Raw genomic sequence first — 13,893 nt, 5'->3', positions numbered from 1 at the left:
GCAGCGGTCAATTCCCCGGGGCGCTCTCGGGGAGCGCCTCAGGTTGATCCTACCTCCGCAGCAGCCGGCGCGCGCTCGATACGCTCGAGCGCCGACGACGAGGATTCACGCCGGGACCGGCTCGGTTGCCTGAGCGGGCGCGATCGGTGCCGCCGCACGCTCGCGCATTTCGGTGACGGCAGCAAGGATGCGCTCGGGCGTCGCCGGAGCGTCGAGATGGACGGGAGACTGGTGGTCGGAGAGGCTCGCGACGGCGTCGCGCAAGGCAAGCCAGACGGAGATCGCCAGCATCAGCGGCGGCTCGCCGACGGCCTTGGAGCGGAAGATGGTCGGCTCCGTGTTGGGCGAGTCCTCGAGAATGTGGACACGGAAATCCACGGGTACGTCACGGCTGCCGGGAATTTTGTAGGTCGAGGGAGCATGGGTCCTAAGATGCCCCTTCTCGTCCCACCACAGCTCCTCCATCGTCAGCCAGCCCATGCCCTGGACGAAGCCGCCTTCGATCTGACCGCGATCAATCGCCGGGTTGAGCGAGCGGCCGCAGTCATGGACGATATCGGTGCGCAGCACACGGTGCTCGCCGGTCAGGCAGTCGATCGCGACCTCCGAGGCGGCGACGCCATAAGCGAAATAATAGAAGGGCCTGCCCCGCAGGCGCGCGCGGTCCCAAGAAAGCTTTGGCGTGCGGTAGAAGCCGGTCGCCGAAAGCGAGACGCGCTGGCTCCAGGCGAGCTTGGCCAGCTCGGCGAAGCGCATCGACCGGCCGCCGCCATGGACGCGGTTTTGTGAAAAGACGATCCGATCGATCGACACATCAAGCTCGGCCGCGGCGACATGAGCCATGCGGCCGCGGATCTCGATCGCCGCATTGTAGGCCGCCATGCCGTTGAGATCGGAGCCCGAGGAGGCGGCGGTGGCCGAAGTGTTCGGCACCTTGTCGGTCGCCGTGGCGCTAACCTGGATTCGCTCGATGTCGATCTGGAAAACATCGGCGACCACCTGTGCGACCTTGACGAACAGCCCCTGCCCCATCTCGGTGCCGCCGTGATTGAGAAGGACGCTGCCGTCGGTATAGACGTGCACGAGGGCGCCCGCCTGGTTGAGCGTCGGGAGGTTGAAGGAAATGCCGAATTTGACGGCGAAGGTCGCAAGCCCCTTGCGGATCACCGGGCTCGTCCGGTTGAAGGCGTCGATGGCGGCGCGGCGCTCGGCGAGCGCGGCGCTCGCCGCCAGCTTCGCCGTCAAAGGTGCGATGATGTTGTCCGTGACCGACTGGCCATAGGGCGTCGTCGCACGCGGCGGCGCTCCGTAATAGTTGCGTTCCCGCACCGTCGCGATTGGAAGCTGCCGGTGGCGGGCGATCTCTTCGATCATGACCTCCGTCCCGATCATTCCCTGCGGGCCGCCGAAGCCGCGGAAGGCAGTGTTCGACACGGTGTTGGTCTTGCAGGCATAGCCGCTGAGCCGGACATGAGGGAGGAAATACACGTTGTCGACATGGCAGAGCGCGCGGCCCAGCACCGCGGGCGACAGATCGGCGACATTGCCGGCGCGCGCGGCCAGGCGCATGTCGAGGGCGAGAATGCGCCCCTCCGCGTCGAAGCCGATTTCCCAGTCGAGGAGGAAGTCGTGGCGCTTTCCCGTCACGATCATATCGTCGTCGCGCGCCAGGCGCAGCTTTGCCGGTCGTCCGGTCCGCAGGGCGACGAGCGCCGCCATCCCGGCGATCTGCGTCGCCTGGCTCTCCTTGCCGCCGAAGGCGCCGCCCATTCGCCGCACCTCGACCGTCACCGCGGCGTTGGGCAGGCTCAGCAAATGGGCGACGCCGTGCTGCACCTCGGTCGGATGCTGCGTCGAGCTGTAGACCAGCATGCCGCCGTCCTCGCGCGGGATCGCCAGCGCAACCTGCCCTTCGAGATAGAAATGATCTTGTCCGCCGGTGCGGAGCCGCCCGGTCAGGCGGTGGGGCGCGGCGGCGAGCGCGCCGGCAGGATCGCCGCGCTGCATGATCTGCGGCGGCGCCACGTAGCTCTCCGCGGCGAGCGCCGCCTCGATCGTGAGCGTCGCCGGCAGCTCCGCGTAGTCGACCGCGACGCACTTTGCCGCCTGCCGCGCTGCCGCGAGGCTCTCGGCCGCGACGATCGCGACAGCCTGACCCGCATACGCCGCGATCCCCGCGGCGAGGCATGGCTCGTCCTTGAGGATCGGGGCGATGTCATTGACGCCGGGAATGTCCGCCGCGCTCAGCACAGCAGCGACGCCGGGGTGCGCCAGCGCCGCCGTGGCGTCGATGCCGAGGATGCGGGCATGGGCGTGCGAGCTTACCACCAGCTTGCAATGCAGAAGGCCCGGCGGCTCGGGCATGTCGTCGATGAAACGTGCGGTGCCGGCGACATGGAGCCTGGCGCTGTCGTGAGGCCTGGGCGTGCCGGGAGCGCCGGAGATGCCGCCGGTCGGAGTCTCGCTCATAGCGCCATCACATCGAGCGGAAGGTCGGAACGCACCGTCTCGAGCCAGAACCGCCGCAGCAAGTTGCCGGCGACCTGCGTGCGATAGGCCGCGCTGGCGCGCCAGTCGCCGATCGGGTGGAAATCTTCGGCCAGCGCCGCCGCGGCCATCTCGACGGCCGCTTCGCTCCACGCCCGACCGATCAGCGCATGCTCCGCCCGCAACGCCCGGCGCGGCGTCGCCGCCATGCCGCCATAGACGATGCGCGCGGCAGCGATGCGGCTGCCGTCGAGGGTGATGCTGTAGGCGCCGCAGACCGCCGAGATGTCCTGGTCCCAGCGCTTGGCGATCTTATAGGTGCGAAACTGCTCCCCGTGCGGCAGCGGGATGCGCACGGCCTCGACGATCTCGTCCTTGGCCAGGGCGGTCCGGCGATAGTCGAGGAAGAAGTCTTCGAGCGGCAGCACGCGGCGCCCGGTGCGGGAGCGCAGGGCGACCGTGGCCCCAAGCGCGATGAGGCCCGGCGGCATGTCACCGATCGGCGAGGCATTGGCGATGTTGCCGCCGATCGTGCCGAGATTGCGGATCTGACGGGAGCCGATCCGCTTGACCAGGCGTGCCAAGGACGGCCAATGGCGCTCGATGACCGGCAGGGCGTCGGTATAGGTCACGGCGGCGCCGAGCGTGAGGGCATCGGCCTCGACCTTGATCTCGCGCAGCTCCGGCACGCGCGTCACCAGGATGACGCTCTCCAGCGCACGATAGTCCTTGGTCACCAGAAGCGCGAGGTCGGTGCCGCCCGCGAGGAGATGCGCCGCGGGCCGCTCTGCCCGCAACGCGAGCAGCCGATCGAGCGAGGCCGGCGCGAAGAAGCTCTCGCCGCCATGCTTGAGCGCGATCTCCTCGGTGCGGCGGAGCGGCGCCAGCGCGTCCAGCAGCGCCGATTCCGCCGCATCGAACCGGTCCGGCTTGCCGGCGATCTGGCGCGCCGCGGCGACAATTGGCCGATAACCGGTGCAACGACAGAGATTGCCGGCGAGCGCCTCGTGCACCGCCTCCTCATCGGCCGCCTCGCCGCCATGCTGGAAGGCGAAGAGCGCCATGACGAAGCCGGGTGTGCAAAATCCGCATTGGCTGCCCTCATTGTCGACCATCGCCTGTTGAACCGGGTGAAGCGAGCTCCGCCCGGCGAGGCCCTCGACGGTCAGCAGGATCGTACCGTCGATCTGCGGCAGGAAAGCGACGCAGGCATTGATCGCGCGCCAACGGATCCCCATTCCCGCCGGCTCGCCGAGGGCGATCGTGCAGGCGCCGCAATCGCCCTCGGCACAGCCCTCCTTGGTGCCGCAGGCGCGCTCCGCACCACGCAGATAGTCGAGCACCGTCGTCGTCGGCGCCACATCCGCGAGACGCCGCGGGGCGCCGTTCAGCAGGAAACGGATCTCGCCACCCATGGACTAGAGAGTACCGCGGGTCTTGCATTGGCGCGAAGCGCAGATTTCGTCCGAGCCGTTGCCGAAAGAGGCAAGCGGGTCTACGCGGATCCCGGCTACCACCTCGTCAGCGCAGGCGCGCCGCAGCCCATCAAGGGGCCGCCGCGCCGCGATCGCCGAATTCAGCTCCCGCGATAGGTCGAATAGGACCAGGGCGTGATCAGCAGCGGCACGTGATAGCGGCCTTCCGCCTCGGCGACGGAAAAACGGATCGGCACGATGTCTAGGAAGGGCGGGTCGGCGACGCGGACGCCGCGATCGGCAAAGTAGTCGCCGACCGCGAAGGCGAGCTCGTAGCGACCGATCGGCACCGGGCGACCGGCAATGAGCGGAGCGTCGGTGCGGCCGTCCTCATTGGTGACGGCGCGCGCGACAAGACGATCGCCGCCGCTCGCCGAGAGCTCGCGCAGCTCGATGGCGAGGCCGGCGGCGGACCTCCCGGCAAGGGTGTCGAGCACATGCGTCGACAGGCGACCGGCGAGGTTGAGCCGTCCCTCGCCGGTGACGAGCGCGTCGAGGCGCAGGGCGGCGATGCGATCGATCTCGTCGAGCGCGGTCGCGAGCTCGGTCGCGGGCGCGTGGGCGAGACGCTTCTCGAAACTCGCCAGGATCGACGCCCTGGTGTGGCGACGGACGCAGATGATGAAGGGAAAGCCGAACTTTGCCCGGTAGGCGTCGTTGAGGCGGTGGAACGCGGCGAACTCCGCTTCGCCGAGCTGGTCGAGCCCGGCGCTCGCCTGCTCGCCGGTCGAGTCCGCGGTGAGCGCGCCGGTCCGTGCCGCCTTGCCCGCGAGATCGGGATGGCCGCGGACGAAGGCCAGACGCTCGGCCTCGGAGGCTTGGTGAATTGCCGCGCTCATGGCTTGGTGGAGGGCGACGGTCGTCGCGAAGGGGCGCGCCGCCGCCGCCGCTGCGGCGACCCAGGGTGCATGCTCGTAGACGTTGCCGAGGTGCTGGGATAAATCGGCCACCGAAAGCGCGTTCAGCGTCGTCAGCGACACGGTCCGCGCCGTGCCGCTCATGGTCTCACGCCCGGCCACCACGCCGCGCGACCGGCCAGGCCCGCGCCAACCAGCCGCCTTTCCTCCTCGGTAATCAGGGTGACGTTGCCGGGCGGCATCGCGTCGGTCAGCACGGCAAAGATCATGATTTGCCGCGCGCGCGCCGCAATGTCGTCGGGCGTATCGAGCAGCACATCGTCGGGGGCGTGGATGAAGCCGTTCCAGACGGGCTCGGCCATATGGCACATGCTGCAGCGCGTGGCGATGATCTCGGCGACCTGATCGAAAGATGGGGGCGGCGTGCCGGACGCCGCGGCGGCGCCCCCGGAGCGTGCGCCCGCCCAGGAGAGAAAGGCGATCGCCGCCATGCCGATCGCCGCGGCGACCCAGGTCCACCACGGGTTCGGCAAACCCGCATGACGCAAATTGTAGAAATGGCGGATGATGAAGCCGATCAGCAGCACGATCGCGAAGATGAGCCAGTTGTAACGGGTGGCGAAGAACAGCGGATAGTGGTTGGCGAGCATCAGGAAGACGACCGGCAAGGTCAGGTAGTTGTTGTGGACCGAGCGCTGCTTCGCCTGCTTGCCGAGGTCCGGATCGGGTGCCGCCCCGGCGAGCAACGCCGCCACGACCCTTTTCTGATTGGGGATGATGACGACGAAAACGTTCGCCACCATCATCGTGCCGATGAGCGCCCCCATCTGAATGAAGGCGCCGCGACCGCTGAAGGCGTGCGTAAAGCCCCAGGCGAGTCCTACTAGGAAGACAAAGCCGACCAGCGCGAGACGGACCTCGTCACGGCCGAGGGAAGAGCGGCACATCGCCTCGTAGGCGAGCCAGCCGGCAAGGAGCGTGCCGAGGCTGAGGGTGATCGCGGCGGCGGTGCCGATGTCGAGCACCGCGCGGTCGACAAAGAAGAGATCGGCGCTCCAGTAATAGGTCACGATCAGCAGCGAGAAGCCGCTGAGCCAAGTCGTATAGGCCTCCCATTTGAACCAGGTGAGCTCCCTGGGCAGGCGCGCCGGCGCCACCAGGTACTTCACCATGTTATAGAAGCCGCCGCCATGCACCTGCCAGGCCTCGCCCTGGGTGCCCTCGGGGCGCCCAGGCGTGGGCCTGAGACTGAGATCGAGATGGATGAAATAGAACGAGCTGCCGATCCAGGAAATGCCGGCAAGGACGTGCAGCCAGCGCAGCCCGGCGCTCAGCCACTCGGTCAGGACGATGTCGATCGCGCTCATGCCGCCCCCGCATTGCTCGGAGCCGACGATACGCCGCCGGTTCCGTCCGAAAAAGTGCCGTCTTGCGCTCGAAACCTCGCCGGAATGCGAACGGTGCGGGCGGACATCGGCCGCTGCGCGACGGCCGCAATGGCGGTATTCGTTCCGGCATTGGTTTTGCTAGTCTCGGAATCTGATCGGATGCGTGCGAGTGTCGATGCGCCCACCTGAGGCCTTGCAATTGGAACTGATGCGCCGCGCCATCGCCCTGTCCGCCGAGAAGATGCGGGAGGGTGTCGGCGGGCCGTTCGGCGCCGTCATCGCGCGCGACGGCACCGTCATCGCCTGTGGACATAACCAGGTTACCTCGGCCAAGGATCCGACCGCGCATGCCGAGGTCGTGGCGATCAGGGCGGCCTGCGAGGCGCTCGGCTCCTTCAGCCTCGCCGGTTGCGAGATCTATACCAGCTGCGAGCCGTGCCCGATGTGCCTCGGCGCCATCTATTGGGCGCGGCTGGACTGCGTCTACTATGCCAACACGCGTGCCGACGCGGCGGCGATCGGTTTCGACGATGCCCGCATCTACCAAGAGTTTCAGGCCGGCATCGACGACCGCTCGGTGCCTCTCATCCGGCTCGGCTCCGAGGAGGCGAAGCTGGTGTTCCAGGAGTGGTTGGCGAAGCCAGACAAGATTCGGTACTGATGGCGACGACCGCTCTACGCAGCGCCCCCGGGGCGTACTGCCTCAGAACTGATAAAGCGATGCCGGGTTGTCGACGAGGATGCGCCGACGGCTCGCCGCGTCCGGCACCCACTCGGCGATGAGGTCGAGGAGCTGGCCGTCGTCGGGCATGTGGCTGGCGACCGCCGGATGCGGCCAGTCCGTGCCCCAGAGGCAGCGGTCCGGTGCCGCCGCCGCCAGGGCCGATGCGATCGGCGTGACCGCGGCATAGGGCGGGCGCGCCTTCGGATCGAGATAGGGGCCGGACAGCTTGACCCAGCAGCCGCGCTTGGCGAGGAGCTGCAGCAAGCCGCGGAAACCCGGATCGCCCAGGCCCTTCTCCGGCCGCATCGATCCCATGTGATCGAACACGGCCGGCACCGCAAGGTGGGCCACCCGCTCGACCAAGGCGGGATCGGCGGTCACGTCGACCATCAGCTGAATGTGCCAGCCCCGGGGCTTGAGCCGTGTCGCCATGGGCTCCAGATGCCGGAGCGAGACGGCACCCACCATGCTGTCGGAGAGGCGGATGGCGCGCACGCCGAGCGCGTGCAGGCGATCGAGCTCGGCCTCGCTCACCGTGGGCTCGAGCACGGCCACGCCGCGCAGCCGCTTGGGATCGGCGGCGAGGGCCTCCTCCATGGCGCGGTTGTCGGTGCCGTAGACCGAAGGCTGCACCAGGACGCCGCGGGCAACACCGATCCGATCCAGCATTCTCCGATAGTCGTACTTGCTGGCGAGACCCGGCGTGTAGCCGCGCTTCGCCTGGAGCGGAAACCGATCGAAGGGTCCGAACACATGGGCGTGGCAATCGCACGCCCCCGGCGGGGTCTTGTGCTTGGGCGCTTGCGGCGTCGGATCGAAGGGAAGGGTGGTGCGGAGCGGCTCGGCCATGATTCCTCTGGCTCTGGGCCCGCCTATCCGGGGGGCCGGTGCAGCCTGCCTCAGCTGCCGCGGCTTGTCACCGCCGCTTCTCTTCCGTCATGCTCGCCGCCTCACACCCCAGGGACGAGGGACATGGTTGGCATCTTGTTGACGCATCCAAAGACGATGCGCGAGCAGAAATACGGCGCGAAGGCGGTTGCCGGGCTTGCGGCCCTGGGCACGCTCGCGCTCAACGAGACCGACGACATCCTGGCGCCGGACAGGCTGATCGAGCGCGCCCGGGACTGCGCCATCATCGTCTCCGACCGGCTGACGCCGGCGCCCGCCCACCTGTTCCAAGGTCTGCCGCGGCTCATCGCGCTGGTTCGCAACGCCATGGATATCCGCAACATCGATGTGCCCGCCGCCTCGGCTTCCGGCGTGCTGGTGACGCGTGCCGGACCGGGCTTCATCCCCGCCGTGGTCGAGCTGCTCCTGGGCCAGATGGTGGATCTCGCCCGCGGTACCTCCGACTATGTCGCCGCCTATCGCGCCGGACGCATTCCCGAGCAGCGGCTGGGCATCCAGCTCGCCGGCAAGACCGCGGGGGTCATCGGCTATGGCAATCTCGGCCGGCGCATGGCCGACGTCTTGGCCTTCCTCGGCATGCGCGTGCTGGTGCACGACCCCTATGCCAAGACGGCGGCGGCGGCGGTCTTGCTCGTCGATCTCGATCGTCTGCTTGGCGAAGCCGATTTCGTGCTGTGCCTCGCGGTGCACAGCAAGGAGACGGAGGGAATGCTGAATGCCGGCTTCTTCCGGCGCATGAAACCGACCGCCTTCCTCATCAACCCTTCGCGCGGGCCGGTGCTGATCGAAGACGACCTGGTGGCGGCGCTCCGGGAGAAACGCATCGCCGGTGCCGCGCTTGATGTCGGCAACGAGCCAGACGACATTCCGCCGGTCAAGCTCGGCCGGCTTGCCAACGTCATCGCGGCCCCGCATATCGGCGGCATGGTGCCGGATTCCATGGAATCCCAGGCGCAGGACACGGTGGATCAGGTGCGCCAGATCCTCGCCGGCGAGATGCCGAAATTCGCGGTCAACCCAACCGAGGCGCGGCGCTTCAAAACCAGCGCACGCGCTTAGCCGGGGCTAGGCCGAGTCGTCGGAGGAATCGAAGCCGCCGGCGTTATCGTCGCTGTCGCTCTGGTAGCTGGCGTCGGTGAGCCCGGCGCTGGCGGGATCGTCTGGCTGATAGGCGGTGTCCACCACGCCCGGCGCGTTGCGCCCCGCCGCGGCGCTGTCGCCGTAATAGTTGTTGGTGATCTCGGTCACGCCGGGCTGGCTGACGGTGGTGCCGAGCGCGGAGGAGAACGGACCGGCGCTGTGGCCCATCAGCCCGCGGATGCCCTCGAACAGCAAGGCGCCGCCGGCGACGCCGGCTGCGGTTGCGAGCGCGGCATGGAGGAAGCCGCCGCCTGCGGCTGGAGCCGCCATGGGTTGCCCCGGCATCGGCGGCATGGCGGGTGCGGCTTGCGCCTGCATCGGCGCCGCCGGTCGCTGCGCCGAGGTGAACGAGCCCCACGGCCCGCTCTTGGCGGCGCCGCCTAGGAAGCTGGTGCCGGCGCCGGACGATGAAGCGGCCGCCTTCGCCTTGGCCTCGAGCTCGGCGATCCTCGCCTGCGCCCCCGCCAGCGCCTGCTCCTGCACCAGCACCGTCTGGGTCAGGAGATAGGAGACGCTCGGCTGCTCGGCCACCAGCCGGCGGATCAAGTCCTCGGCCTCGCGGTCTTTCTCTGCGGTATCGGCCGTCTTCAGCTTGGCGAAGAGGCCGGTGATGAGAGCGCGTTCCTCTGGGGTCATGGCTCACCTGTTAAGGAGGGTCGATTGGTCCCGCCATCATGTGGGGGGCCTCCTCGCAGCCTGCAACGGTTACAAAATGTTAATGTCCGTCATGGCTTAGCATCCCTCCAGCGCTTCCCGCCGGAGCTCGAGGAGAAGCCACGCGTCCTCGGCAGCTTGGAGCTCGGCCTCCCCCGTCGCCAGGGCGGCCACCAGGCGCTCGAACTCCGCGGCATCGCGGGCATAGAGGCCGGGATCGGCGAGCGCCCCTTTCAGCCGGGCGATCTCGCCTCCGAGCGCCTCGATCTTCTCAGGCAAGGCCGCCAGCGCATGCTTGTCGTTGAAGGTGAGCCGGCGCACCCGGCCAGAGGGTGCCGCCGCCTTGGGTTGGGAGGGTGCCCGGGCCGAGGGCGGGCGCGCCAACGTCTTGGGTCCGATCCCACGACCGCGCTGGGCCAGCATGTCCGAATAGCCGCCGGCATACTCGACCCACAATCCCTCCCCCTCGCCGACGATGACCGAGGTGGCGACGCGGTCGAGAAAGTCGCGGTCATGGCTGACGACGAGGACGGTGCCGGCATAGTCGGCCAACAGATCCTGAAAGAGGTCGAGGGTTTCCAGATCGAGATCGTTGGTGGGCTCGTCCAGCACCAGGAGGTTCGAGGGCTCGAGAAAGGCCAGAGCCAGCATGAGCCGGCCGCGCTCGCCGCCGGACAAGGCGGCGAGCGGCGTATGCGCTTGGTCCGGCAGAAACAGGAAATCGCGCATGACGCCGATGACGTGGCGCGCCTGGCCGTCGACCACCACGGTGTCGCCGCGGCCCTGGGTCAGCGTCTCCGCCACGCTCCGCTCGGGATCGAGCGCCGCACGGCGCTGATCGAGGGTGAGCATCGACAGATTGGCGCCGTGGCGGACATAGCCCGAGTCCGGCGCCAAGCTGCCGGTCAAGAGGTTCAACAGCGTGGTCTTGCCGGCGCCGTTGGGGCCGACGACGCCGATGCGATCGCCGCGCAAAACCCGGATCGAGAAGTCGCGGATGATCGGCTCGGCGCCGAAGGATTTGGCGATGCGCTTGGCTTCGAGCACCAGGGTACCCGAACCTTCGGCCTCGCTGAGCGCCATCTTCACTGTCTCCGGAGCGCGGCGCAGCTCCCCTCGCCGCTGGCGGAGCGCCTGCAGCAAGGCGAGCCGTCCCTGATTCCGCTTGCGGCGCGCCGTCACCCCGTAGCGCAGCCAGTCATCCTCGCGCACGAGCTTGCGGTCGAGCTTGTGGCGCTCCAGCTCCTCCGCCTCCAGCACCTCCTCGCGCCATGCCTCGAACGCCTCGAAGCCGCGGTCCAGGAGCCGGGTCATCCCCCGGTCGAGCCAGAGCGTGCGGCGCGACAGCGTGCCAAGGAAGCGCCGATCATGGCTGATCATCACCAAGGCCGCGCCCAAGCCGCCGAGCTCTCCCTCGAGCCACTCGATCGCCGGCAGATCCAAATGGTTGGTGGGCTCGTCCAGGAGCAGCACGTCGGGTCCGGGCGCCAGCACCCGGGCCAAGGCGCAGCGGCGCGCCTCGCCGCCCGAGAGGCGGGCGGGATCCTCCTCGCCGGTCAGGCCGAGCGCGCTCAAGAGCGATCTCGCACGATGCTGCTCCTCGCCTTCAGGAAGGCCGGCGGCGACATAGGCAAAGGCGCTCGCATGGCCCGACAGGTCCGGTTCCTGCAGCAGGTAGCGGACCTTGGTGCCGGGCTGGAGAAAGCGGACGCCGCGGTCGGGCTCGATGAGACCGGCGGCGATCTTGAGCAAGGTCGACTTGCCCGACCCGTTGCGGCCGACCAGGCACAGCCTTTCCCCCGCCGACACCTGCAGCTCGGCCCGGTCCAAGAGCGGCGGGCCGCCGAAGGTGAGGTGGATATCCTGCAAATGAAGGAGAGGCGGGACCATGGCGGGCGAGCTTTATCAGGTGCGGGCCGATCGCGCACCGGTCGTTTCCGCCATAGGCTGGAATGATTGAACCGATAGCCGCGCCGGGGGTATCAAAACCCCGGAACCCGGGCCAGGATCGGTCGCTGGATGTTATGGTGTCGGCCCGACGCCAGGACCAGGCATGGAGGGATCCGATGATCGACAATCCGAATGCGTCCGGCGCGCGCGCGGCGACGCGCGTGCTGGATCGTCGGCTGTTCCAGATAGGCCAAATGATCTTCCGCGCCGACGAGCCGGGCTCCCATGCTTTTCTCATCAAGCGGGGCGCGGTCGACATCTACAAGGTGCATGACGGTCAGGAGATCGTCATCGCCACGCTCGGAGCGAACGAGATCTTCGGCGAGATGGCGCTGTTCAATACCGGCCGGCGCAGCACCAACGCGCGCGCCGCCGGGCCGACGGAGTGCGTGGTGCTGACCACGGGCAATCTCGAGAAGCTGCTGGAGGACGCCACTCCCGGCGTGGCGGCGCTCATGCGGACCTTGGTGCGCCGACTGACCGAGCTCAACGACCGGATCGAGGTCTGCCCGGAGACCGGCCGCTTCCGGATTCCCGCGGCCTAGCCGCTAGGGGCTTGCGCAGGTTCCGCCTAGGCGGCATCGCTCCTCATTGCGTCACCCCCGGGCTTGTCCCGGGGGTCCACGTCTTGGATCGAACAGCGGCACGACGTGGATGTGCGGGTCAAGCCCGCGCATGACGAAGTGGAGTTGAGGGAGCCGTACCGTTTCCGCATTAGCCTAGCCCGTCAGCGATCCTCGCGGCCGGATAGCTCCGCCTGCCAGGGTGCGAGCCGCCGCTCGAGGGCGCCGATGAGCGCATTGAGGCCGATCGCCAACGCCATCAGCACCACGATCGGCACGAACATGCGCGCCGTGTCGAAATTGTTGGCCGAATTGATGATGATCGCACCCAGCCCGGAAATGGTGGTGAAGAACTCCGCGATCACCATGGCGACCACCGCTCGGCCGACCGCCAGCCGGGTGCCGGCCAGGATGTAGGGCAAGGTCGCCGGCAGGATGATCCGTCGCAGGATCGTCATATCCGAGGCGACGAAGGACTTGCCCACCTCGATCAGGGTCTTAGGCACCGCGGCGACCCCCAGCCAGGTGTTGATCGCGATCGGAAACAGCGACATCAGAAACACGATCGCGACCTTGACGGCAAAGCCGAGGCCGAGCCACAGGATCAGCAACGGCACCAGAGCCACCAGCGGCATGGCATAGCCGGCGGTGATGTAGATGCCGAGCGCTGCCTCCAAGATCCGAAACCGCCCGATCACCAGGCCGAGCGGCACGCCGACGACGATCGCCAAGGCGTAGCCGAGGAGGAAGGGTCTGAGGCTGTCATGGAGGGCCGCGACGAGCTTGCCGTTGGCGACCAGCTCCCCGAAGGCGATCGCGATGGCGCTCGGATAGGAACCGAAGACCGGATTGATGTCGCGGCCGAAGAGCTCCCAAGCACCGAGGAACACCGCCAGCGAGGAGAGCGTCACCACCCAGCTCGGGATCGGCCGCGACGACGCTTCGTTCGTCTCGCGCGGGGTCAATTGACCGGCTCCTTGGCAACCCGGAGCGCCTGCCAGATCAGGTGGCGGGTCTCCACGAAAGCCGGGAGCGCCCTGATCGCCGCCGAGTCGCCCCGCGGCCGCTCCAGCGGCACCTCGATGATCTCCTGCAGGCGTCCTTCCCTCATCACCGCCACCCGATCGGCGACCAAGACTGCCTCATCCAGGTCGTGGGTCACGAACAAGACCGTCTTGCCGCTGCTTGCGTGGATTCTGAGGAACTCCTCCTGCAGCCCCTCGCGCGTCTGCGCGTCGATGGCGCCGAAGGGCTCGTCCAACAGCAGCACCTTCGGATCGATCGCCAGGGCGCGGGCGATGCCGACGCGCTGCTGCATGCCGCCGGAGAGCTGGTGCGGCCGGCGATCCAGCGAGTCCGCGAGCCCGACGAGATCGAGACAGGAGACTGCCGTATCGCGCAGCTCGCTCCCCTGCATCCCTTTCAGCTCGAGGGCGAACATCACATTCTGCAAGGCCGTCAGCCAGGGCAGGAGCTGGGCCTGCTGAAAGACCATGCCGCGATCATAGCCGCAGCCGCGGACCTCCCGCTCGTCCACCAGCACGCGCCCGCTGGTCGCCGTCTCCAGCCCCATGACGATGCGCAGCGCCGTGGTCTTGCCGCAGCCGCTCGGTCCGATGATCGCCACGATCTCGCCGTCGCCGACGGTGAGGCTCACGCGGTCGACCGCCAAGACGCTGTGCGCGGCACCGCGGATACGGACCGGGAAGCGCTTGGAGATCTCGATCAGCCTCACCACGGCCACGG

At 68.3% G+C, this 13,893-nt stretch carries 12 protein-coding genes; 3 read left to right on the top strand and 9 right to left on the bottom strand.

What is annotated here, in order from left to right; genetic code table 11:
- Nucleotides 1-105: 105 nt before the first annotated feature.
- The 4 genes from xdhB to HY058_19385 all read right to left on the bottom strand — a co-directional run bounded on the left by xdhB (nucleotide 106) and on the right by HY058_19385 (nucleotide 6,186).
- Nucleotides 106-2,469 carry a xanthine dehydrogenase molybdopterin binding subunit gene (xdhB, locus tag HY058_19400; GenBank protein MBI3499466.1) on the bottom strand — a complete coding sequence of 788 codons (2,364 nt, stop codon included), beginning with the start codon at nucleotides 2,467-2,469 and terminating at the stop codon, nucleotides 106-108.
- The gene (gene xdhA / locus HY058_19395; GenBank protein MBI3499465.1) at nucleotides 2,466-3,902 is read right to left on the bottom strand and encodes a xanthine dehydrogenase small subunit; all 1,437 of its coding nucleotides are present in this window, start codon (nucleotides 3,900-3,902) and stop codon (nucleotides 2,466-2,468) included. The genes xdhB and xdhA overlap by 4 nt, the downstream gene beginning before the upstream one ends.
- A gap of 161 nt (nucleotides 3,903-4,063) precedes the next feature.
- On the bottom strand, nucleotides 4,064-4,963 hold the full coding sequence (gene uraD / locus HY058_19390) for a 2-oxo-4-hydroxy-4-carboxy-5-ureidoimidazoline decarboxylase (protein MBI3499464.1): 900 nt from the start codon (nucleotides 4,961-4,963) through the stop codon (nucleotides 4,064-4,066).
- Nucleotides 4,960-6,186, bottom strand: a complete 1,227-nt coding sequence (locus HY058_19385) for a urate hydroxylase PuuD (GenBank protein MBI3499463.1) — start codon at nucleotides 6,184-6,186, stop codon at nucleotides 4,960-4,962. The genes uraD and HY058_19385 overlap by 4 nt, the downstream gene beginning before the upstream one ends.
- Nucleotides 6,187-6,415: 229 nt before the next feature.
- Here HY058_19385 and HY058_19380 point away from each other — a divergent pair, with 229 nt between their 5' ends.
- On the top strand, nucleotides 6,416-6,868 hold the full coding sequence (locus HY058_19380; GenBank protein MBI3499462.1) for a nucleoside deaminase: 453 nt from the start codon (nucleotides 6,416-6,418) through the stop codon (nucleotides 6,866-6,868).
- Nucleotides 6,869-6,910: 42 nt separating this feature from the next.
- Here the strand turns inward: HY058_19380 and HY058_19375 are convergent, their stop codons facing one another.
- Complete coding sequence (locus HY058_19375; GenBank protein ID MBI3499461.1) at nucleotides 6,911-7,780, bottom strand: amidohydrolase family protein; 870 nt, start codon at nucleotides 7,778-7,780, stop codon at nucleotides 6,911-6,913.
- A gap of 156 nt (nucleotides 7,781-7,936) precedes the next feature.
- Between HY058_19375 and HY058_19370 the strand changes: the two genes are divergently transcribed.
- On the top strand, nucleotides 7,937-8,899 hold the full coding sequence (locus tag HY058_19370) for a hydroxyacid dehydrogenase (GenBank protein MBI3499460.1): 963 nt from the start codon (nucleotides 7,937-7,939) through the stop codon (nucleotides 8,897-8,899).
- Between the two features lie 6 nt (nucleotides 8,900-8,905).
- Here HY058_19370 and HY058_19365 read toward each other — a convergent pair whose 3' ends face one another.
- Together HY058_19365 and HY058_19360 are read right to left on the bottom strand one after the other, a co-directional pair.
- Complete coding sequence (locus HY058_19365; GenBank protein MBI3499459.1) at nucleotides 8,906-9,616, bottom strand: DUF2076 domain-containing protein; 711 nt, start codon at nucleotides 9,614-9,616, stop codon at nucleotides 8,906-8,908.
- A 96-nt stretch (nucleotides 9,617-9,712) separates the two neighbouring features.
- Nucleotides 9,713-11,524: an ATP-binding cassette domain-containing protein gene (locus tag HY058_19360; GenBank protein MBI3499458.1), complete on the bottom strand. Its 1,812-nt coding sequence runs from the start codon at nucleotides 11,522-11,524 to the stop codon at nucleotides 9,713-9,715.
- 176 nt (nucleotides 11,525-11,700) lie between these two features.
- On the opposite strand from HY058_19360, the gene HY058_19355 reads away from it, so the two are divergent.
- Nucleotides 11,701-12,129, top strand: a complete 429-nt coding sequence (locus tag HY058_19355; protein ID MBI3499457.1) for a cyclic nucleotide-binding domain-containing protein — start codon at nucleotides 11,701-11,703, stop codon at nucleotides 12,127-12,129.
- 182 nt (nucleotides 12,130-12,311) lie between these two features.
- On the opposite strand, the gene HY058_19350 is transcribed toward HY058_19355, so the two are convergent.
- The gene (locus HY058_19350; GenBank protein ID MBI3499456.1) at nucleotides 12,312-13,112 is read right to left on the bottom strand and encodes an ABC transporter permease; all 801 of its coding nucleotides are present in this window, start codon (nucleotides 13,110-13,112) and stop codon (nucleotides 12,312-12,314) included.
- Entirely contained in the window at nucleotides 13,109-13,891 is a 783-nt protein-coding gene (locus HY058_19345) for an ABC transporter ATP-binding protein (GenBank protein ID MBI3499455.1), read from the bottom strand. Before HY058_19345 ends, HY058_19350 begins: the two co-directional genes overlap by 4 nt.
- Nucleotides 13,892-13,893: the final 2 nt, after the last annotated feature.

This window comes from Pseudomonadota bacterium (assembly GCA_016195085.1).
In the GTDB taxonomy this organism is placed as follows: domain Bacteria; phylum Pseudomonadota; class Alphaproteobacteria; order SHVZ01; family SHVZ01; genus JACQAG01.
Note: the sequence above shows the minus strand (reverse complement) of the source record. Positions and strands in the feature narration are given on the sequence as shown.

Bases quoted from the DNA above. Each gene is read 5' to 3' on its own strand.
- xdhB (MBI3499466.1), bottom strand. From the start codon at position 2,469: ATGAGCGAGACTCCGACCGGCGGCATCTCCGGCGCTCCCGGCACGCCC.
- xdhA (MBI3499465.1), bottom strand. From the start codon at position 3,902: ATGGGTGGCGAGATCCGTTTCCTGCTGAACGGCGCCCCGCGGCGTCTC.
- uraD (MBI3499464.1), bottom strand. From the start codon at position 4,963: ATGAGCGGCACGGCGCGGACCGTGTCGCTGACGACGCTGAACGCGCTT.
- HY058_19385 (MBI3499463.1), bottom strand. From the start codon at position 6,186: ATGAGCGCGATCGACATCGTCCTGACCGAGTGGCTGAGCGCCGGGCTG.
- HY058_19380 (MBI3499462.1), top strand. From the start codon at position 6,416: ATGCGCCGCGCCATCGCCCTGTCCGCCGAGAAGATGCGGGAGGGTGTC.
- HY058_19375 (MBI3499461.1), bottom strand. From the start codon at position 7,780: ATGGCCGAGCCGCTCCGCACCACCCTTCCCTTCGATCCGACGCCGCAA.
- HY058_19370 (MBI3499460.1), top strand. From the start codon at position 7,937: ATGCGCGAGCAGAAATACGGCGCGAAGGCGGTTGCCGGGCTTGCGGCC.
- HY058_19365 (MBI3499459.1), bottom strand. From the start codon at position 9,616: ATGACCCCAGAGGAACGCGCTCTCATCACCGGCCTCTTCGCCAAGCTG.
- HY058_19360 (MBI3499458.1), bottom strand. From the start codon at position 11,524: ATGGTCCCGCCTCTCCTTCATTTGCAGGATATCCACCTCACCTTCGGC.
- HY058_19355 (MBI3499457.1), top strand. From the start codon at position 11,701: ATGATCGACAATCCGAATGCGTCCGGCGCGCGCGCGGCGACGCGCGTG.